Consider the following 20,173-nt stretch of genomic DNA (forward strand, 5'->3'; position numbering starts at 1 on the left):
CCAAAGAGCAGATCAGGCGGTCATGCAAGAACCACGGACATCTGGCCGCTGCTGGCAGGCCGGTAAGTCCGCCCGGGGTTGGCATCCTGACGCGCCACAGCAGCCGTACACAGAACCACCCAGGCCTTCAAGTAGTCGCCTCCAAGAGCTTGCTGGTTCACGCGAAACTGTCATGATCACCGGGAATGAACCGGGACCGCCAAGCATCTGACCCATAAGACAGTCGGATCATAGTCCCTCCCGCGCTCCTGGGTACGTCACGGGGTTCGGCGGGGGCCCAGCAGATGGACGATCATGCTCGACGTCGCCTCCTTGACCCAGCCCGTAGCCGCGGACGATCCCTGCGGGCCCGATCTCGACGCAAGTGGGGACGTTCAGTACCTCAACTTCTTCGCAGGTGCGGAATCGCTGCTTCCGATGTCGTACTTCGAGGTAGTCAACGCCAATGGAGATCGCGGGCGCTTCGATCCGAAGGCCATCGACGTCGCGGGCCAGTTTGCGGCCGCACGACCTCTTCTGGCGCGCACCCGCGATCTGCGTTTGAACATGCTGCTGGCCAAGTTCTCCATCCTCAACCGGGATCTTGACGGCTTTCTCAATTGCCTGAAGGCGACGACCACGTTGCTTAGGGAGCAGTGGGAAGCTGTACATCCGAGGGCCGAAGACGGCGACTACGCTCTTCGCGCAGTCACGATCGAAGCAATCGACGTGTTTCCGACCGTGATCAATCCCCTCCAATTCCTGCCGCTGATCGAAAATCGCAGACAGGGGACCCTCAACTACCGTGCCTATCAGGTTGCCCAGGGAGAAATTCCCGCTGGTGGCGCCGACACTGACGGTCCCGATCTTGCAATGATCGAGCGGATCATTGACGACACAGATCTCGAGACCCTGAGGGCGGTGAGTGCACGTTGTTCGGCAGTCGCTGCCGAAATTGCAGGCATCAAGACGATCTGGCACGAAAAGTTGAACTCGGGGCAACCCATCAGCCTCGACAGGGTCTCCGGCGTCGTCAATGGCATGGCCGCCTGGCTTGCGGGTCTCGTCGCGGAGCGTGACCCGAGCGCCGTTGTGGCTGCGCCGTCAGACGACGCTGAACTATCCGACACGCAAGACCCGATTGAGGCAACCGGTGCGCTGACGTCGTCGGGGCAGGCCACCGCGGCACTTGCCGCCGCCGCGGACTATTTCGCCCGAATGGAACCGTCGAATCCCGCCCTGCTGCTGGTGCGTCAGGCGCAGGAGATGGTTGGTAAATCTTTTATCGAAGTGATGCGAATGCTGGTGCCCGCCCACGTAGAGAGCGCCGCGATCAATATCGGGCGAGACAAGTTCTTCGACCTGCCCATCGAACGGATGGCGGAGCTTGCCACCCCATCCTCGTCCGGGATCGAGAGCGAAGTTCAAGATACTGTTTTCTCTGCAGAAAATAGAGCACAGGCCTTGGGCATGCTGGCAAAAGTGGCCGCATTTTTCCGGACCGCAGAACCGTCGAGCCCTATTCCCTTTTTGGTCGACCGCGCGCGCGAACTAGCACAGCGAGACTTTCTCAGCCTTTTGAATGACGTCCTGCCCGAGGGCGCGCTCAAGACAATCGACAAATCGTATTGAACCCGCATTTCGCTCGACGTCACTAACAGGACATACAGATTTTGCCGACCGCAAGTTGAGCTGCTCTTGTAACCTGCGTCGCGGCAAACCGGCTTCTCGATGATTTCGCAAAGAGGGGAACCATGGCTACCGACAGCGGTCAAAAATTCATCCGTCGTAACCGCGCACCGCGCGTTCACATCACTTACGAAGATCCCCACGACGCTGAGCGGCTAATCGAGTTGCCGTTCGTGATGGGCGTCCTTTCCGACCTTTCCGGCAACAACGCTGGCGTGGAGAAACCCAAGGTCGAGGAGCGCAAGTTCCTCGAATTCGACATGGACAATTTCGACAACCGCATGGCGGCCATCCAGCCCGGGGTGACAGCCCGCGTGGCCAACCGCCTAAGCGAAGCGGCCGACGAGAAGATTTCCGTCACCCTGCGCTTCAACAAGATGGCCGACTTCTCACCCGTAGCGGTCGCCCGACAGGTTCCAGCCACGGCCAAGCTGCTGGAGGCCCGCGAACAGCTCGCCAACCTGCTCCGCTACATGGACGGCAAGGTGGCTGCCGAGGATCAGCTGAAGAAGCTCCTTAGCGATCCGCAGCTGATGGCCGCGCTGAAAGAACGGACAGCGAGCCAACCGACCGAACCCGACGCCGAGAAATAGAAATAAAGAGAAGGACTGGGGACCATGGCAAAAGAAGCTGGTCAAAAGGCGAACGTCACTCAGGTCGGGACCGCCGAGGCCGACGAGTTTGCGAACCTACTCAAGCAGAGCTTCAAGCCCCGCACGGAACGCGCTGCGACCGAAGTCGAGAATGCGGTATCCACGCTCGTTCAGGAGGCGTTGAAGGACACGAGCGTCATCAAGTCGGATGTCCTCGACACCATCGAGGAGATGATCGCGCGGATCGACCAGAAGCTCACCGCGCAGATGAACGAGATTCTTCATGCGCCCGAGTTCCAAGCGATCGAAAGCGCCTGGCGCGGCCTGCATTACCTCGTCTTTAATTCCGAGACGGACGCCAATCTCAAGATTCGCGTGATGAATGTCTCCAAGACCGAGCTCTATCGCAACCTGCGGCTATATCCAGACGCCCGCTGGGACCAGAGCCCGTTGTTCAAGCAGGTCTACGAGTACGAATTCGGCCAGTTAGGCGGCGAGCCGTTCGGCTGCTTGATCGGCGACTACTATTTCAGTCATCTGCCGACCGACGTGCAGTTGATGCGTGATCTCAGCAAGGTCGCCGGCGCCGCGCACGCTCCCTTCTTCGCCGGAGCCGAGCCCACGCTGATGGGCATGGATTCATGGACCGAGTTGTCCAATCCCCGCGACATCGGCAAGGTGTTCGACACGCCGGAATACGCGGCCTGGAAAGGTCTCCGCGACCAGGATGACTCGCGCTATCTCGGCCTTTGCATGCCGCGAGTGCTGGGTCGCCTTCCCTACGGCGCCAAGTCGGAGCCGGTGGAAGAATTCGCCTTCGAGGAAGAAACCGACGGGCATACCGGCGACAAGTACGGTTGGATCAACGCCTCCTACGCGATGGCTGTCAACATCAATCGCGCCTTCAAGGAGTTCGGCTGGTGCACCCGCATCCGCGGTGTTCAGTCCGGCGGCGAGGTCATCAACCTGCCCACGCACACGTTCCCGACCGACGACGGCGGCGTGGACCTGAAATGTCCAACCGAGATCGCGATCAGCGATCGTCGCGAGCATGAACTCGCCAAGGCGGGTTTGATCCCGCTGATCCATCGCAAGAACACTGACAAGGCGGCTTTCATCGGTGCGCAGTCGCTCTACAAGCCGAAGAAGTATTTCGGCGAGAAAGGCGTGGATGCAACCGCGTCTGACAACCTGTCGTCACGTCTGCCCTACATGTTCGCAGTGTCCCGCTTTGCGCACTATCTGAAGTGCATGGTTCGCGACAAGATCGGATCCATGAAGGAAAAGGATGAGCTGACGGTCTGGCTGCAAACCTGGATCAACGAGTACGTTGATGCCAACCCAGCCCTATCGTCAGAAGCTCAGAAAGCGCGCAAGCCGCTGGCCGCAGCGAAGGTCGAGGTCATAGCAAACGAGGAGAACCCGGGATATTACAACGCACGCTTCTTTCTCCGTCCACACTTCCAACTCGAAGCGATGGACGTCGGCCTCAGTCTCGTCTCGCGCCTACCAGGCCCGAGCTCCTGACGCCACGTCATCGCAACGGTCAATTGCAGATTTTTGAGAGGACTAAGCTATGGCTGTCGATATTTTCTTGAAACTCGATCCCATCAAGGGCGAGTCGCTGGATGACAAGCACAAGGACGAGATTGATGTATTGAGCTGGTCGTTCGGCGAAAGCCAGGCCGGTACATTCCACAGCGGATCCGGAGGCGGCGCCGGCAAGGTCAACGTCCAGGATCTCCACTTCACGCACTTCGTGGACAAGGCCACCCCGGAATTGTTTAAGGTCTGCGCGAACGGAAAGCACATCGAAACGGCGATCCTGACTGTGCGCAAGGCTGGGGAGAACCCGCTGGAGTATCTCAAGATCGAGATGAAGCACGTCCTGGTCTCCAGCGTGTCGACCGGCGGATCGCACGGCGAAGAGCGCCTAACTGAAAACGTGAGTCTGAACTTCGCCAAGGTCAAGATGACCTACAAGACCCAGACGGACAAGGGTGCCGCCGGCGCCTCGCCGACCTTCGGCTGGGACGTTCCTGCCAACAAGGAATGGGCATGATCTTCGGCCCCTCGCCTGGCGCCGGTTGCCAATAGCGGTCACCGGCGCCATGCGGCGATATCCCAAATTGCATCCTTCGAATGGCCCCGGTTACGGCCGGATGCCTGGCCACGATACGTCAAGTGCGACGCCGATTGCCGCCTTCGAAGCGGCATAGGCGCCGAACGTCATGGGGACCGGATTGACGCTTACGCCAAAAAAGGATCGGCTCTCTCCGCCGCTGATGCTCGCCTTTCGCGCGGCGCATGAAGCGCGTGATGCGCGCAAGAAGCTCGATCTGCGCGGTCAGTCTGGTGAACGGATTATCGCAGGCCGGCGCAGCACAGGACGCCATCCGATCTCGGAGGCACTCCTCCGGCGCGAGGTCTCCCATGACGTCGAAACCCTCCTCAATACGATCGCTCTCGAATCCACGCTAGACATGAGCGGCCGGGATTGCGTACGAACGTCGATTCTGAACTATGGCTTTCCCGACATCGCCAATCGTTCGATCGACGAGGTCACGGACGACGAGCTCAGCGACTCGCTGCGCACCACACTGCTCAATTATGAACCAAGGCTCGATCGCAAGACAATCCGGGTCCGCCGCGACGCCTCGATCGGACCCGAGCAGCTCAAGCTGCGCTTCATCGTTCACGCCGATCTGAAAGCTGAACCGCTCAACGTTCCCGTGGAATTCGTCGCCGACGTCGAGCTCGACAGCGGCGATATCCAGATCAACCGACTTTAGCATGAATCGCGAATTCCTGGACTTCTACAATCGCGAATTGTCCCTGCTGTACGAGCAGGCAGGAGATTTCGCCGAGGAGTATCCCGGCATCGCTGAACGCCTGGGCGGCCTGATCAGAGACCGCTCGGATCCGATGATCACCGGGCTACTGGAAGGCGCGGCGTTTCTTGCCGCCCGTGTCCAGTTGAAGCTAAAGCACGAATTTCCGGAATTCACCTCGAATCTGCTCGAACAGCTGGTTCCGAACTACCTTGCCCCTACCCCGTCGGCCATGCTGGTCGCAGCAGAACCGCCCTATGCCGACCCGGCGCTGCGCGACGGCAAAAAGATCGCGCGCGGCGCCTATTTCGACGCCACCTACCGCGAGAGAGAGCGAAGCCTCGCCTGCCGATTTCGACTTTGCCGCGATATCACGCTCTGGCCGTTCGACATCACAGGCGCCGAATACTTCTCGACCGCGGGCGCGCTGCAGGCACTCGGAATCCCGGTCGGCGGCGACGTGATCGCCGGACTCAGGCTGTCGTTGACCCACCGCACCGCGGCCCAGGTTGACGAGGAACTGTCGGATGCAGAGGCTCGGACAAAGCCGGAAACGTGGTTTGCGGGCTGCCGCATGAGCGAGCTCCCGATCTATCTCGTCGGTGCGGAATCAGATGGCATAGCGCTCTACGAACAACTGATATCGAATTGCAAGGGCGTCTACTTCCGACATCTCGACGATTTCGGCGATCCGGTGGTGACGCGCGCACCGCACGACTGCGTGCAGCAGATCGGTTTCGACGAAACCGAGTCGCTGTTTCCGCACGACAACCGCGTCTTTCGCGGCTCAGAGCTGCTCCGGGAATATTTCATGTTTCCGCGCAAGTTCCTTGGCGTTCACTTGACCGGACTCCGCAGCGTGATGCCGCGCCTGCGCAGCAAGTCGATCGATATCGTCTTCGCCTTCGATGAACACAATTCGCGGCTCGCCGCCGCGGTGCGTTCCGATAGCTTCAGGCTCTACACCGCACCGGCGATCAACCTGTTCGAGAAGACGAGTGATCGAATCCCCGTCAAGTCGAACACCCACGAATATCACGTGGTGCCGGATCGCAGTCGCTATCTCGAATACGAGCCGCACCAGGTCCTCGAAGTCTACGCGCATTTCCCGGCGGAGAAGGACAAGCGGCTGGTACGCCCGCTGTATTCGGCAAGCGTCGACCAAACCAGCGCACAGGGGCTTTACTTCACCGTCCGCCGCCTGCCCCGGCGCCGCACGGTGGAAGAGAAGACGTACGGCTCATCTTCCGATTACACCGGGACGGACATGTTTCTATCGCTGCTCGAGCCCGGCGAATTGAACGGGCAGAACTCGGCCGCCGAGCTCAGCGTCCGAGCGCTGTGTTCCAATCGGCACCTCACTGAGCACCTGCCGGTCGGCGCGAGCGGCGCCGACTTCCACCTGCTGGACGACACGTCCCTCGACCTGGTGTGCGTTGCTGGTCCAACCCGGCCGCGCGAGCCGGTGGTCGCCCAGTTGCGCAGTCGCAGCGAAATCGCCAACAGCGGGATCGTCAGTTGGCGGCTGATCAACATGCTGAGCCTGAACTATCTCGGCCTCGTCGAGCGCAACGGCGGCAAGAACGCAGGAGCGCTGCGCGAGATGCTGTCCCTGTTTGCCGACCAGTACGACGACGCCACCGAACGCAAGATCCGGGGCGTGCGCAGCATCGAAAGCCGGCCCGTCGTGCGACGGGTGCGGGAGCGCACCGGGAGCGGTGCCGCGCGCGGCCTGGAGATCACTGTCACACTTGACGAGAAGGCGTTCGAGGGGAGCGGCGTGTTCCTGCTCGGAGCTGTGCTGGAGCGCTTCTTCGCCGACTATTCAGGCTTCAACACCTTCACCCAAACGATCGTCTCGACGCCGGAGCGTGGCGAGATCATGCGGTGGCCACCGCGCATGGGCACGCGGAGACCGCTATGACGCTGATCGACCAGATGAAGGCCGAACCCTGGCGGTTCGATTTCTTCAATACCCTGCGTCAGCTCGAGCGAGCCAATCCGGATCGACCTCGGATCGGTGACAGCGCCGCCCGCCGCGAAGAGTACGTCGATCTCGGCCAAGTGCCCTACCTCGAGTTCCCTGCCTCTAATCTTGCCGTAGTGGACGACCAGAATGGCCGGCTCAGAATCCTCGTCAAGTTTCTCGGCCTCCTGGGTCCGCAAGGTGCGCTGCCACTTGCCACGACCGATGAAAGTCTGAGCTGGTGGCTGATGCGGGACGACGCCTTCCCGCGCTTTCTTGACCTGCTCAACGGCCGGTTCCTGCAGCTCTTCTTTCGTGCCTGGGCCGACGCCCGGCCGATCGCGCAGCACGACCGTCCCGCGGATGATCGCTTCATCGCCTATGTCGGCTCCTTCGCCGGCCTCGGCTCAGACGTTTTCGCCAATCGGGACACCGTACCCGACATGGCGAAGCTCAGCTTCGTCGGACTGGTCGCCCCGAGGGCGAAATGTGCGTCACGGCTGACGCGGTTCTTGCAGGGACTGTTCGACGTCAAGGTCGAGATCGACGAGTTTGTCGGCACTTGGCTTGCGTTCGATCCAAGTCACTGCAGCCGGCTCGGCGAGGCGCACGCCAGCCTCGGTCGGGACGCGCTTCTCGGCTCACGCGTGTTCAGCATCGAAGACAAGATCAGGGTTCGGGTCTTCGTCAAGAATTTTGTCCAGTACGAGCAGTTCCTACCGACCGAAGCGCGCAATTTGTCGGAGCCGCTGGCCGACGCCGTTTTCTTCTACATTGGCGACGAATTGGAGTGGGAGGTCGAGCTCGCGATTCCAGCAGGAGAGGTCGTCCCCGTCAGACTAGGGCAGAGCGGTCGGCTTGGATGGACCACCTGGGTCTCCCCGAACTGGACCTCCACTGAAGAATATCGCCGCGATGCCCGCTTTCAGCTCGGGGAGCGCCTGCGAGCCCGCCGGAACGCCGCAGCCGATGCCTCGGCAATTTGAACCTATCGACCGCGCCGATTGTCCCAATGTCATGGGATTCGCGCCAATTTCCGTTGGGTGTCAAACATCGGCGGAGCAATTGAGCAGGAGGGGGGCCGCCGTGACCGACATCAGTATTGAAGCCGTAACGGGCAAACTGAACCGCGCCGGCTACGACGCCTTCATACAGGCTCTTCGCCATGCCAAGAGCGCCGGGAACCGCAACGTCGAGCTTGCGCACTGGCTGTTTCATATCCTGCAGCAGGAGCGCACAGACGTAAGCCTCTCGGTGGACCATTACAAGCTCGACCGGGGGCGGTTGCTGTCGGAACTTGCCGGCGCGATCAACGGCTTTCGGAAGAACGAAACAGACATGCCGGGTATCGCCAATCCGGTCATCGATCTCCTCGATCGTGGCTGGCACTACGCCACGCTCTTTTTCGGCGAAACTCAGATCCGCACCGGCCACCTGCTCGTGGCTGGGCTGAAGTCGAACGACATCCGTCGCGCGCTGAACAACCTCTCCCAGGAATTCGCCAAGGTCAACGTCGAAGCATTGGCCGCCGAGCGTCGCGCCATCTGGGCCGGCTCCGACGAGGAGACCATGCGGCCCATGGACGGCTCGGGTCTTTTAGGCGCTGGCACGGACGGCGTGGATCAGACCAGCCCGAAAGGCACGACACCGCTTGACCGTTTCTCGCAGGATCTCACAGCGAAGGCCAAATCGGGTGAGATGGACCCGATCCTGGGTCGGGACGAAGAGATTCGCCAGTTGATAGACGTTCTGATGCGAAGGCGGCAAAACAATCCGATCCTTACCGGCGAAGCCGGCGTCGGCAAGACGGCGGTGGTGGAAGGATTCGCGCAACGCATTGCCGCCGGGGACGTGCCGCCGCCGCTGCGCAATGTCCGGCTCTGCGCCCTCGACATCGGCTTGATGCAGGCTGGCGCCTCGATGAAGGGCGAGTTCGAGCAGCGGCTGCGCTCGGTGATCGACGAGGTGCAGAGCTCGCCCACCCCGGTCATCCTTTTCATCGACGAAGCCCATACATTGATTGGCGCCGGCGGTGCAGCCGGCACCGGCGATGCGGCAAACCTCCTGAAACCTCCACTCGCCCGTGGCACGCTGCGCACGATCGCAGCTACCACCTGGGCAGAGTATCGCCAGTACATCGAGAAGGACCCGGCGCTCGCGCGACGCTTCCAGCCGATCCAGATCGACGAACCGGATGTCGAGACCTGTTGCGTGATGCTGCGCGGCCTTCTTGGCCCAATGGAAAAGCACCACGGCGTCCGCATTTCCGACGCCGCAATCATTGCAGCCGTCAACCTCTCGCACCGCTACATTCCCTCCCGACAGCTGCCGGACAAGGCCGTCAGCCTGCTCGATACCGCCTCGGCCCGCGTGGCGATCAGCCAGAGCGCCACGCCGGCCCTGATCGAGGACACGCGTGTCGCGATCACGGCTCGCGAAGCTGAGAAATCCGCGCTGGTCAGCGACCGCGATCTGGGCATCGAGGACGGCGAGCGCTTCGCTACGATCGACAGCGATATCGCCGCGTTGAAAGAAAAGCTAACCGCGCTGGAGGCCGACTGGGCCAAGGAGCAGGAGCTCGTCAAGGACATCCGCAGCATTCGTGACATCCTGTCCGAGCCCAAGGAAGATCAAGATTCAGATGCAAAACGAGCGGAGCTGCGCGGCAAGTTCGAGACGCTCGAGGGGATCAATCCGGAAAAACGGATGGTCTATGCCCATGTGGACCAGCAGTCGGTAGCGTCCGTCGTGTCCGACTGGACCGGCATCCCGGTTGGTCGGATGATGCGGGACGAGATCGAAACCGTGCTCAAGTTACCGGAGATCCTCAACCGCCGCGTCGTCGGCCAGTCCCACGGGCTGACGATGATCGCCAGACGTATCGAGACCAGCCGCGCCAAGCTCGACAACCCGTCGAAGCCGATCGGCGTTTTCATGCTGGCCGGACCATCCGGCGTCGGAAAGACCGAGACCGCGTTGGCGCTTGCCGAGACGCTCTACGGCGGCGAGCAGAATATGATCACGATCAACATGTCGGAGTTCCAGGAGGCGCACACCGTCTCGACCCTGAAGGGAGCACCTCCCGGTTACGTTGGCTACGGAGAAGGCGGCCGCCTCACCGAGGCGGTCCGGCGCAAGCCATACAGCGTCATCCTGCTCGACGAGGTGGAGAAGGCCCATCCCGACGTCCATGAGATTTTCTTCCAGGTGTTCGACAAGGGAGTCATGGAGGACGGCAACGGACGACGGATTGACTTCAAGAACACCTTGATCATCCTGACGACCAATGTCGGTACCGATCTGATCATGGGGCTGTCCCGCGATCCAAAGTACCGCAATGAACCGGAAGAGCTCGGGAAGATGCTCAGGCCGGAACTACTGAAGGTATTTCCGGCCGCTTTGCTCGGGCGTATCGTCTCGATCCCCTACTTCCCGCTCTCGGACGAGATGCTCGGCGGCATTGTCCGGCTGCAGCTGGACCGCATCGGCCGTCGGCTACGCGATAATCACAACGCGGCCTTCAGCTACGACGACACCGTCGTTGAGCACATCGTGTCAAGCTGCAACGATCCGGATTCCGGCGGGCGCATGATCGACAACATCATCACCAACACATTGCTGCCGGAGCTGTCGCGCGAGTTCCTGAGAAAATCGCTTGCCAAGGAAGAGATCAAGCAGACGCGCGTCTCAATCGCGAACGACAAGTTCGCATATTCGTGGAACTGAGCACGATGAATGTTCACACTGAGCATCGCCCTTCGACGACCGGCCCAACACGGTACGACGAGGTCTACTATCCCGGCCACGTCTACGGGCTCACCCACCCCAACCATCTTGCAACGATTGCCACCGTCTACGGCATGCAACCTGCGCCGGTCGAGTGCTGCCGAGTACTGGAACTCGGCTGCGGCGTCGGCGGCAATCTTCTGCCAATGGCCTTTCAATATCCGGACAGCGAGTTCGTCGGTGTCGACCTGAGCGGCGTGACGATCGAGCGCGGCCAGAAAAATATCGCGACACTTGGCCTGAACAACATCAAGCTCCTCCATTGCGACATCATGAATGTCGATCCAAGCTTCGGACAGTTCGATTACATCATCGCGCACGGCGTGTACTCATGGGTGCCACCGGCCGTGCGTGAGAAGATGATGACGATCTTTAAGCAGAACCTGTCACCGCGCGGGATCTGCTACGTCAGTTACAATGCGCATCCGTTCTCGCACCTCCGCGACATGGCCCGCGACATGATGCGGTATCACACCCGCCGCCTCACCGGCATGAAGGAGAAGGTCGGACAGGCTCGCGCGATCCTGAAGTTCCTGAGCGAAGGCTCGAAGGCCAACACGGTTCACGGCGCGATCATGCGGGATCAGTACAACCGCGTTCTCAAGTCTCCCGACGAATTGTTGTTTCACGACGATCTCGACGATGGCGCGACCGCCTTCCTGTTGCACGAAGTCGCAGAGGATGCCGCCCAGCGTGGCCTGCAGTATCTGGGCGATTCCGATTTTTCGCGCCGCTATCTCGCCGGCTACTCCGAGGAGGTCCGTGCCACGCTGCAGCGTTTCCCAGAAAGCGAGTTCATGGCACGCGACCAGTATCAGGATTTCATCGACGGCAACGGCTTCCGGCGCACCTTGTTTTGCCACGACAATGTTTCCCTCGACCGGCAGATCGACACAGATTTCGTCAGGCGGTACCACCTCTTGAGCACGACCAGCGCCGTCGATCCCGAAGCCTGTGTGACAGACGATTCTGCAATGGAATTCGAGATCCAGAACGGCAGCAGGATTACGGTGACCAATCCCCTCCTGAAGGCAGCGCATCTGTGCCTCGGCCGGGCGTGGCCGCGCGCATTGTCATTCGGCGAGTTGCTGCACGGTGCGCGCGCGCTGCTGGATGGCCGTCACGCCGACGATGACGAACGGGTCCTGACGGAGGCGATGTACATCCTGTGCTGCAGCGGCGAGGTCTCCTTCCTGGTATCGCCGCCATTCCTGCTGAAGGAACTTACCGACCGGCCGCAAGCGAGCTTACTGGCCCGCAAACAGTCGCAGACAAGTCCGCACGTCACCAACCTGCTCCACCAAACAGTGCAGTTGGATGACGATCGAACCCGGCATTTCCTGCAATTGCTCGACGGCCTTCACACGATCGACCAGATCACGGCCGAGATGACCGAAGCATTTGGCTCCAGCATCCGGATCGAACAAAAGGACAAGGACGGAAAGCCAGTAGAGCCGCCGCTGCTTTCAACTCGAGAGAGCGTTGAACGTTCGCTTGTGATGGTCGGCAAGCTGGGCCTGTTGGTCGCCTGAGGCGATCGATCTCAACTCAAAGCGAGACGCGAGACCACTGCGGTGGGCTGCGCGCGTTCGCGTGCCTCCGTCTCGTGCCTAATGATAGTGCGATATTCGGTGATGTTTCCGCGTCGGCGGCTTACGACCGTTGGCGGTCACCACAACATTGATAAGCTGCGAAAAAACCGGGGGATCGTGTGGTATGTGATTTTCGTCGGCCAGGATCAGCTGCAGCTTGTGACGACCCAGCGGCAGATTGATTTTGGCTTCGGTTTGACCCGCACCAAAATGAAGATGGTTGAAATCATTGGGGATCGGCTGATCAAATGGCGGCAGGCTGGTATCGATCAGCAAATGGTGGTGCCCCGTATTCGCCTTTTCGAAGCCGGCGGGAGCAACGCCCATGCCGACCAGGCCGAAACGGACAACAGGCGTTGGCGTGACGTACGCCCCGTCCACGGGATAGACGAAATAGACCTTCGCTCCTGAGGGCGACGGGTGACGTCCCGAATGCGGCATGGCCTGGGCCGACGGGGCTGCAGCCTGATCGACGACGTGAACATGGATACGATCAGAGAACAGCGGCGGTGACGTCGGCACATGATTCTTGTCGCCCAACAGCAGCTGTAGTGTGTGGTCTCCCGGCGTGAGCGTAACTTCGGCTTCGGTCTGACCTGCACCGAAATGCAGATGATTGAAGTCGCTCGGAATGGGACTGTCCATCGGCGGCAGCTCGGCATCAATCAAGAGATGATGGTGACCGGAGTTTCCCTTGTCGGATCCGGCCGGCGCTACGCCCATTCCCTTCAAACCAAAATGAACGGTGAATTTCGTCGGGACGGTCTGCCCGTCCTTGATGTCCACGAAATAGACCGCAGCACCAGCAGGCGAGGTTGTAGGACCGCCGGCGGGCTTTGGCTGTGCATGCGCTGAGCCGAACGCTCCCGCTAAAATAAGGAGGGACGTCGTCATTGCGACCAAGGCTTTCGATACCATGAGAGACCCCCTAAGTCCGATAATTTGGAGCGCGGTGCGCTCTGGATGAAGGAAATGAACGTGGCCAAACAAGACAACAGTTGAGAGTGCGCGGCAGCGTCGAGACTTCAATGCGCATTCAGCATCGGTGTACGTTGAAATCGACGCGGCGGTCGATCGCATCGCTCGCGTCATCGCGGCCCGTCCCGACGATCGATTCTCGAGATCCGGCGCCGACCGCCTTCAGCCGGTCAGCCAGGCTGGGAGAAGCACTTTGCAGGAGATCCTTGATGAACTGCGCCCTTAGCACCGACAGGCGTTCATTGATTTGCGCCGGTCCGGTATTTGATGTGTGCCCAACGACATCGATGCAGGAATCGTTCTGCATCGCCTGCGACGCGATCTGACTTAGCCACATCGGGTATGGACCGGTGATATTCTGGTCATCGAGGAACTGCGTCGTGCCCGGCTTGAACAGAAGCCGTACAGACAATTTATTGGCCGTCAGGCCATACTTGACGAGACTGCCAAATGCCTCGGTGGCATCGGTCCGGCGATTAAGCTTCCAGCTGGACAGATAAATACCAGAATGAACACGAAGTTGGTCGCCGCCCGACATTTGCCGGGCCGTCCGGTAGAACGCCAGCGCCTCTCGATAGCGTTTGTCGTCGTATTCGAGGATTGCGTCGCTCACATAAGCCGACGTGGCGATCCTCTCGACATATAGGGGATCGATCGGGTCGCCCAGCTTCGTCCCCTGGCAGGTCTTGATGTAGACGGCGATCGCCGGATCATTGGTCCAGATCGGAGCCTCGGCGAATGCCGGCGTGGGTTCGGCTTTAACGCCGTCGGGTCTTGCCCTCGCAACGCCCTTCGATACGATGCTCCTGCTGCGAAGGTCTGCCAATGCAAGACAGATCCTATAGGTGTCCCGAGCACCGTCAGGTGCACCGGCATTGTTTATGGCCGTAAAGGTCCCGATCAGGACAACAGGAGCGCGGCTCAGGGCCTCGCTGGAAAATGGCAACACGGCGAAGCGGGGATATGACTTGGCTACGAGGTCCTTGATGCGCTCCTGCATCAGCCGGGTTGCAGCTGATTGCGCGCCGGTCGCAGCGTCAATCAACGGATCGATGACGAGTTCAACCTTGTCCGACCCCGCGGGCACCGTAGCCTTGGAAAAGAGATCGTTGGCGGCCCGCAACAGCGCGTCGTCGAAAGGGATCGGCGTGGGCGGTGGCGGCGGAGCCGAAGAGGCTTGTGGCGGCGAAGGCGTTGGCGAGGTCGCCTGCGCATAGCACGCCTGGATGGACGTCATCAGGAAGCCGATCGCGAAGCAGGTGACGATTGGAGCGCCATCAATCATGTCTGTTCAACCTTGGCTAAAATGAACTAGCGACATTGGCGAAGGGCAATGCGATCGGATTCCGATATGTCACCCACTTGCGCACGTGCATTAATCTCCTGGCAACGGGGCGTCGATTTCTGCCGAGTCGGTGCAGGGGCTGCCCTCGAGTCAGCCGCGACCGACGGCAGCCGGGCAGTCTCGATCGCAAGGCGTTGCTCGGCGCGCTCACGATCGGATTGCGCCTTCGACAATTTCTCCGCCATCGCGCGCTCCAGTGTGGCGCGTTGCTCGGCCAATCTGATCCTGTTTGCCTCGAGTGCCGCCACTTCATTCGCGAGCTGATCACGCCGATCTTTTTCCTCGGCGCCAGGTTCGGGAGGCGAAGGCCTGGACGGTTGCGCGGGAGCGCTCGAACTCAATCGCTTTTCGTCGTCGGCTTGCCTGACCTCGTCGCGCTTACGCAATTGGGCCAACTCCTCGCTGGCTTTTCGGAAGCCGGCTTCGGCCTGCTCCAGATCAACCCGAAGCTGCCGCTCCTTCTCGTTGTATTCGTTGACCAGTCGGTCGCGCTCGTTGGCATTCTCGATGGTGTCGATCCGGGCGCGGGCCGCGTCGACAAGGCTGCTCGACGGAAACTTCGTGATGAATGCCTTCAATGTCGCAACGCTCGCGGAAGACAGCGGTCCCATCTTCTTCCATGCGTCCAGATCGCTCTCTTGGGGATTCAAATAGAAATCCCCCAGCAAGGAGACCGAGAGCTCCGGTGTTTGTTGCCCGCGCGTCTCACGATTGACACTGACGGCGACATGCCGGAATAGCGCGCCGACTTCGATCCCCGGTTCCTGCATCTCGCGAACCAGCGCGTTTGTAAACGGACTGTTGCGGCCGGTACCATCAGCCGCCACCGCGTTGGCCTGGGTCGCATAGGCGATCAACATGCCCTGAGTCCGGTCGATCCGGGCAAGTCCTCGGGTGATTTCCCCGCCGCGATTGCCGCTGCGTTGGGCTATAGCCTTCGCAAACGGATTGGTCCGGCAAGCATCCAGAACCATAAGTCGCGTTCCCGAGCTATATCCGAGCGCTTCGACAACGTCGTCAAGCTTCACGAGGTCGAATGTCACGATTGAATCGGGATCGACTTGGGCATCGACAGGGACAAGGTAGTTCTGACCTTCAATCTGAAGCCCATGGCCCGAATAATAGAACAACGCAGCATCAGTGCCCCGCAGCTTCTGCGCAAAACGCGCCAATGCAGCGCGCATGCCACGGCCATCGAGATCGCGACCGTCGATGACCTCGAACCCGAGGCGACGCAATTGATCGGAGATGTCGTCAGCATCGTTGCGGCTGTTGCGGAGCAATGTGGCATTGGCATATGCCGCATTGCCTATGACTAGCGCGACACGCCCGTCAGCGTGCGCCTCTGGCGAAAGAAGCAGAGACAGGCACATGGAACAAGCAATCAAGCAAAGTGTGCAAACGAATTTCACGAACGGAGTTCCGCCAAATGGCTTGCCGAGCGGCACCGGTAATCTGAGACTAGGAGCAATCGCCGAATCTCGCAACTTCTTGTTTCCATTCAGCCAGCGTGTTAGCTTCACCAGCATATTTGCACACTGCGCCCGTTCGTTTGCTTCAGGCTGAGCAGACCGCATATGAACCGGAGTTTTTGCGCTGATCCAAGTCTGGGGCATTTTGCGTTGATCCAGGTTCAGGGCTGATGAAGCGATGAAACTGTCAGGCATGGGCCGCACTTTAAAGGTGCTAGTTGTTTTGTGCGCCTTTGCGGCTGGCGCGTTCATCCCACAGCTCTTTTTTCTTTCGGCCGCCCGGGGCCAGAACGCGAGTGCTGCGCAGGCCGACAAGAGGGTCGCTCTCGTTGTCGGAAATGGATCTTATCCGCAGTCGCCTGTCCGTACGGCGGTTTCCGACGCGAAAGCGATCGCTGAGCTTTTGAAGGCTGGTGGTTTTGACGTGGTTTATGCGCAGGATGCGCGACATGCCGATATGGATGCGGTAATCCAACAATTCAGCCAAAAACTGGAACGCGGTGCCACCGCCGTCGTCTACTTCGCCGGTCATGCCATCCAGTATGAAGGCCGCAATTTCCTCATCCCGATCGACGGTACCATTGCATCGGACCTCGATATTCACTCCAATGCGGTGGATGGCGATCTCATTCTCGATCCGCTGATCGTTGCCCGGCCCAGAGGTTCAGCCGTCATCCTTGATGCGGCGAGGAGAAATCCATGGCAGCAAAAGACATCGGTCAAGGCAATTGGGCTCGCCAACGTCAGTCCTATCCAGGGCATCACTCAAGCTTACCCGGCACTCCCCGGGCAGGTCGTGGAGGATCAAAAGGGAGCGCTCAGCCTGTTTGCTGACGAGTTCGTGAAAGCCGCCAAGGCCCCCGGTCGAACCTTCAAGGAAGCATTTGGCCAAACCCGGGCTGCGGTCGCGAAGGGAAGCCGCAACAAGCAACTCCCCTGGGAAGCGTCGCTCGAGGCCGCTGACTTTGTCGTTACAGGCCGCAACGAACCAACAGACACGGCGTCGCGCGCCGTCGCGAGATTGGGCAACCCGCCGGATACGGTGGAACGAGGTTTCTGGGATACGATCAAGAGCAGCAACAACGCGGCCGATTTTCAGGCCTATCTCGATGCCTATCCGAACGGTCCGTATGCCTCCGAGGCGCGGGCAGGCCTGCAACGCCTTGGCGCGGTAGCCAGCCCGGCAAAGCCGCAAACACCGACTGTGACCAACACGCCCGCGCCGCCGGTCTCGCCGCCACCGAGGTCTACAATTCGTGACTGTTCCCAATGCCCGGAGATGGTGCTGATACCTTCAGGCAATTTCAACATGGGTTCGACTGAGGTCTTCCCTTTTGAAGGCCCTGTGCATCAGGTGTCGATCCGCAAGCCGTTCTACATAGGTAAGTACGAAGTCACATACGATGAGTGGGACGCCTGTGTCACGGACAGAGGCTGCACCTATCGGCCGGCCGATGCCGGAGCGGGAGGCGGCCGCCGGCCCGTCACTGATGTCGATTGGAACGACGCAAAAACCTATGCCGCATGGCTGTCGCAAAAGACCGGGAAGACCTACCGACTGCCAACGGAAAGTGAATGGGAGTACGCCGCCCGAGGCGGCACCAGTTCACCCTACTCTTGGGGCCGGTCAGTGGAGAAGGACCGCGCAAATTGTGCGGGCTGCACCAGTGAACCGCACCATGCCACCATGCAGGTTGGATCATTCAAACCAAATGCGTTCGATATTTATGACATGGCCGGCAATGCCGCAGAGTGGGTCGAGGATTGCTGGACCGAGGGCTATCGAGGGACGCCCACTGATGGATCCGCTGCGGTCAAACCGGGTTGTCCCGAGCGGGTGCTTCGGGGCGGCTCGTTTAATAATGACCCGAAATATCTGCGCTCAGCCGCACGGTTTAGATATGATTTCAATGTTCGCTATCAGGCGAATGGATTTCGAGTCGTTCGCGAGAAGGACGGCGACTAGGACGGTGATCGGAGTTTCCGGTCGGCAGGTTCAAACCGCCTTAGCCCAGGCACCGTTGACGTGTGACTCTGACCAGAATTGAGCTGGACCGCTGGCAACTTCATTGAACATTCCGGCATTTGAACCCGCCCCAGTTCGGATGCGACCAATCCGTGCCGAGGCGCGAGGCTGACCACGTGAAGCGCGATTTGGGTGCTGTGGACAAGATATTTTCACAATAGGACTCAACGGTTATCGGCGGGACCTGGCAAGGTGGGATTCCTATTGCCGGTTTCGAAGCCACGAGCGCCCGCAGGGCTTTGAGGGTATGCAAAGGTAAGTGAAAACGAGCTGGTTAGCCGATTTTCGCACCTACTTCGTGCTGTAGCTCTTCCTGTCGGGCCTGACGACCCAGACGGACCCGACACCATACACTTTCGACTGAGCCGGCGCTTTGATTCAAACCGCCCGCGCGCAAAACTTCGGGTTGACGCGCCGAACTAGAACAGGAGAACCGGACATGGCCGCTTTCCAGGAGGTTTTCCGCCGCTCCGGCATCGATGAGCGCCGCAGCCCGCCAGGCGTGGTGGTGCCGTTCGGCGGCTCGAACATCGTGGCCCTGATCGATCCCGGAAGAAAGCTCGAAGTCGATCCTAACGCCCATGCCCTCGCAATCAAGGAGATCGATGGCGCCGATACCCTTAGACGCGTCATGCAGGCCAGAAATGCATTCTCCACACCCGATATCGATCCGCAGCTCAGGGCGGCATCACTTCCCGCCACATTCAATGGCGATGCACGGTTTTTCGAAATCAATGGCCGAATCAAGCCGATTGGCTTTCCCGGTCTGGAGGTGGTGGCCCGGTCGGCCGACCGGAAGATCGAAGCCAAGCTCCATGTCGTTGTGCTGCCGGAAATCAAGATCAAGGTGGCGTACCGCAATGTCATGGTTCCGGGCAGTGGCGGCGCTCCGATGTTTCACGCCAAGAAGCCTTGCAGCGAGCAAGATGAATTGCTGACGATGAACAATATATGGAAGCCGCAGGCCAACATCCGCTTCGAGCGAGTGCCAAGCGACTGGCTCTTCATCGACGACGCGCAGGCTGCCGTCAAACAGGAGCTCGCCAACGCGACTGGCATGAAGGATGCGAGCCTGGCGACCTTTCCCGATATGATCGATGTCGAAAAACTGAAGGGCTTCTTCGCCAAACACAAAGTCCGGGGCGCCCACTTAACCATTTTCTGTGTCGACAAGCTTCTGTCCAATGGCTCCTTCCCCAATGGCTCGTTTGCTCGATCGTTGGACCTTGCCTTTATCAGCTCGCAACGCGGGCCTAACACGTCTGCCCATGAAGCCGGGCATTTTCTCGGCTACTACTCGAAGAGCGCGACCAAACCTTGGGACAGCAACGGCCACACACTGGAGACCGATCCAAAAACCGGAAAAGAAAACAGGACGGAGGACATCAAGATGCTGATGCGCGACGGAGGCGCCGGGTGGAAAATTCCGTTTAATCTCGTCAAGGAGTTCCGCGACTTCCCCGGTTAGCATCCCGAAGAACGGACAGAAGCCGGACATCACGCTAGACGTTGAATAGCACCTTTGAGTCAACAGCAGCGATCCGGCAAAACGGTCAAAGAACAACTGCCTTGTTGGGATGAAAAGACGCAAGCTTCCTTTGCAGAGCGGGACTGTTTCGACGTTTACATCACCAGCGTAACGAAGGTGACCGGCTTCGGCAAAAGCACCACTCACAACATCGCTGGTACCCGTGGATACGAGATCTCCGGCTTGCTGGTCTGTCAATCGGCGTTCAAATTTGACCCTGTATCGGCGTCCAATTTTGACCCCTTCGAGCGGCGGGTTTTGGCGGTAGCGCTCGCACCGTCGGAGCTGGTCGGGGTTGCGGAGACGGTGCGAGCGCGGGTTGCGTGATCGTCGTCGCGGCTTTTGAAGCGCCAGCTGTCGTTGCCGGTCTCGACGATGTCGCAATGGT

At 59.9% G+C, this 20,173-nt stretch carries 14 protein-coding genes and 1 pseudogene; 11 read left to right on the top strand and 4 right to left on the bottom strand.

From position 1 onward, the window contains the following. Positions 1-294: 294 nt before the first annotated feature. From N551_RS35755 to N551_RS0118140, 9 genes are all read left to right on the top strand, one after another. Positions 295-1,611 carry an ImpA family type VI secretion system protein gene (locus tag N551_RS35755; protein WP_035961534.1) on the top strand — a complete coding sequence of 439 codons (1,317 nt, stop codon included), beginning with the start codon at positions 295-297 and terminating at the stop codon, positions 1,609-1,611. Positions 1,612-1,733: 122 nt separating this feature from the next. Further along, on the top strand, positions 1,734-2,261 hold the full coding sequence (tssB, locus tag N551_RS0118100; RefSeq protein ID WP_027568115.1) for a type VI secretion system contractile sheath small subunit: 528 nt from the start codon (positions 1,734-1,736) through the stop codon (positions 2,259-2,261). A gap of 24 nt (positions 2,262-2,285) precedes the next feature. Beyond that, positions 2,286-3,788, top strand: coding sequence for a type VI secretion system contractile sheath large subunit (gene tssC, locus N551_RS0118105; RefSeq protein WP_027568116.1), 1,503 nt, complete (start codon positions 2,286-2,288; stop codon positions 3,786-3,788). A 49-nt stretch (positions 3,789-3,837) separates the two neighbouring features. Continuing rightward, on the top strand, positions 3,838-4,323 hold the full coding sequence (locus N551_RS0118110) for a type VI secretion system tube protein Hcp (protein WP_027568117.1): 486 nt from the start codon (positions 3,838-3,840) through the stop codon (positions 4,321-4,323). A gap of 223 nt (positions 4,324-4,546) precedes the next feature. Further along, positions 4,547-5,053, top strand: coding sequence for a type VI secretion system baseplate subunit TssE (gene tssE, locus N551_RS0118120; RefSeq protein WP_035961536.1), 507 nt, complete (start codon positions 4,547-4,549; stop codon positions 5,051-5,053). A 1-nt stretch (position 5,054) separates the two neighbouring features. Beyond that, positions 5,055-7,016 carry a type VI secretion system baseplate subunit TssF gene (tssF, locus tag N551_RS0118125; protein ID WP_027568119.1) on the top strand — a complete coding sequence of 654 codons (1,962 nt, stop codon included), beginning with the start codon at positions 5,055-5,057 and terminating at the stop codon, positions 7,014-7,016. Then, positions 6,980-8,044, top strand: coding sequence for a type VI secretion system baseplate subunit TssG (tssG, locus tag N551_RS0118130; protein WP_027568120.1), 1,065 nt, complete (start codon positions 6,980-6,982; stop codon positions 8,042-8,044). The genes tssF and tssG overlap by 37 nt, the downstream gene beginning before the upstream one ends. A gap of 100 nt (positions 8,045-8,144) precedes the next feature. After that, on the top strand, positions 8,145-10,784 hold the full coding sequence (gene tssH / locus N551_RS0118135) for a type VI secretion system ATPase TssH (RefSeq protein WP_027568121.1): 2,640 nt from the start codon (positions 8,145-8,147) through the stop codon (positions 10,782-10,784). 5 nt (positions 10,785-10,789) lie between these two features. Then, complete coding sequence (locus tag N551_RS0118140) at positions 10,790-12,376, top strand: class I SAM-dependent methyltransferase (protein WP_035961538.1); 1,587 nt, start codon at positions 10,790-10,792, stop codon at positions 12,374-12,376. A gap of 78 nt (positions 12,377-12,454) precedes the next feature. Here the strand turns inward: N551_RS0118140 and N551_RS35760 are convergent, their stop codons facing one another. The 3 genes from N551_RS35760 to N551_RS36640 form a co-directional block, all read right to left on the bottom strand. After that, complete coding sequence (locus N551_RS35760; RefSeq protein WP_245287805.1) at positions 12,455-13,354, bottom strand: DUF4399 domain-containing protein; 900 nt, start codon at positions 13,352-13,354, stop codon at positions 12,455-12,457. Between the two features lie 118 nt (positions 13,355-13,472). Then, complete coding sequence (locus N551_RS0118150) at positions 13,473-14,699, bottom strand: OmpA family protein (protein WP_245287806.1); 1,227 nt, start codon at positions 14,697-14,699, stop codon at positions 13,473-13,475. Between the two features lie 26 nt (positions 14,700-14,725). Then, positions 14,726-16,426 carry a caspase family protein gene (locus N551_RS36640; RefSeq protein ID WP_197031155.1) on the bottom strand — a complete coding sequence of 567 codons (1,701 nt, stop codon included), beginning with the start codon at positions 16,424-16,426 and terminating at the stop codon, positions 14,726-14,728. On the opposite strand from N551_RS36640, the gene N551_RS36645 reads away from it, so the two are divergent. Next, complete coding sequence (locus N551_RS36645) at positions 16,410-18,197, top strand: SUMF1/EgtB/PvdO family nonheme iron enzyme (protein WP_051462817.1); 1,788 nt, start codon at positions 16,410-16,412, stop codon at positions 18,195-18,197. The genes N551_RS36640 and N551_RS36645 overlap by 17 nt on opposite strands. 499 nt (positions 18,198-18,696) lie before the next feature. Next, entirely contained in the window at positions 18,697-19,725 is a 1,029-nt protein-coding gene (locus tag N551_RS0118165; protein WP_027568124.1) for a hypothetical protein, read from the top strand. A 254-nt stretch (positions 19,726-19,979) separates the two neighbouring features. On the opposite strand, the pseudogene N551_RS39710 reads toward N551_RS0118165, so the two are convergent. Then, positions 19,980-20,173, bottom strand: a pseudogene (locus N551_RS39710) (IS21-like element helper ATPase IstB); the annotation flags it as partial.

The organism is Bradyrhizobium sp. URHA0013, from assembly GCF_000518345.1.
Classification (GTDB): domain Bacteria; phylum Pseudomonadota; class Alphaproteobacteria; order Rhizobiales; family Xanthobacteraceae; genus Bradyrhizobium.

Excerpts from the sequence above, each read along its gene's own strand:
- tssB (WP_027568115.1), top strand. The coding sequence starts at position 1,734 with ATGGCTACCGACAGCGGTCAAAAATTCATCCGTCGTAACCGCGCACCG.
- tssE (WP_035961536.1), top strand. The coding sequence starts at position 4,547 with ATGCTCGCCTTTCGCGCGGCGCATGAAGCGCGTGATGCGCGCAAGAAG.
- N551_RS0118165 (WP_027568124.1), top strand. The coding sequence starts at position 18,697 with ATGGCCGCTTTCCAGGAGGTTTTCCGCCGCTCCGGCATCGATGAGCGC.
- N551_RS0118110 (WP_027568117.1), top strand. The coding sequence starts at position 3,838 with ATGGCTGTCGATATTTTCTTGAAACTCGATCCCATCAAGGGCGAGTCG.
- N551_RS0118150 (WP_245287806.1), bottom strand. The coding sequence starts at position 14,699 with ATGATTGATGGCGCTCCAATCGTCACCTGCTTCGCGATCGGCTTCCTG.
- N551_RS0118140 (WP_035961538.1), top strand. The coding sequence starts at position 10,790 with ATGAATGTTCACACTGAGCATCGCCCTTCGACGACCGGCCCAACACGG.
- tssC (WP_027568116.1), top strand. The coding sequence starts at position 2,286 with ATGGCAAAAGAAGCTGGTCAAAAGGCGAACGTCACTCAGGTCGGGACC.
- N551_RS35755 (WP_035961534.1), top strand. The coding sequence starts at position 295 with ATGCTCGACGTCGCCTCCTTGACCCAGCCCGTAGCCGCGGACGATCCC.
- N551_RS36640 (WP_197031155.1), bottom strand. The coding sequence starts at position 16,426 with ATGCCTGACAGTTTCATCGCTTCATCAGCCCTGAACCTGGATCAACGC.
- tssF (WP_027568119.1), top strand. The coding sequence starts at position 5,055 with ATGAATCGCGAATTCCTGGACTTCTACAATCGCGAATTGTCCCTGCTG.
- N551_RS35760 (WP_245287805.1), bottom strand. The coding sequence starts at position 13,354 with ATGGTATCGAAAGCCTTGGTCGCAATGACGACGTCCCTCCTTATTTTA.
- N551_RS36645 (WP_051462817.1), top strand. The coding sequence starts at position 16,410 with ATGAAACTGTCAGGCATGGGCCGCACTTTAAAGGTGCTAGTTGTTTTG.